Here is a 231-nt window from a genome sequence, read left to right as displayed (position 1 = left end):
AAGAGACCGCGGCGACGACCGAGCAGCTCGCGGCGTCCGTGAAGGCGACCGCCCAGGCCTCGCGCCAGGCGGCCTCTGTTGCCGACGAGGCGATGAAGGCGGCGCAGAACGGCGGCTCGATCGCCGGCCAGGCGGTCGACGCCATGGCGCGGATCGAGGACGCCTCGACCAAGATCTCGGACATCATCCGCGTCATCGACGACATCGCCTTCCAGACCAACCTGCTGGCGC

At 70.1% G+C, this 231-nt stretch carries 1 protein-coding gene; it reads left to right on the top strand.

Annotated elements, in window-relative coordinates; genetic code table 11:
- Positions 1-231, top strand: a 231-nt coding sequence (locus AX750_RS13005; RefSeq protein ID WP_245282390.1) for a methyl-accepting chemotaxis protein, incomplete at both ends; no start/stop codon positions are given.

The organism is Methylobacterium sp. CCH7-A2 (assembly GCF_001557075.1).
GTDB lineage: Bacteria > Pseudomonadota > Alphaproteobacteria > Rhizobiales > Beijerinckiaceae > Allobosea > Allobosea massiliensis.
This window is presented reverse-complemented; position numbering and strand designations above follow the sequence as displayed.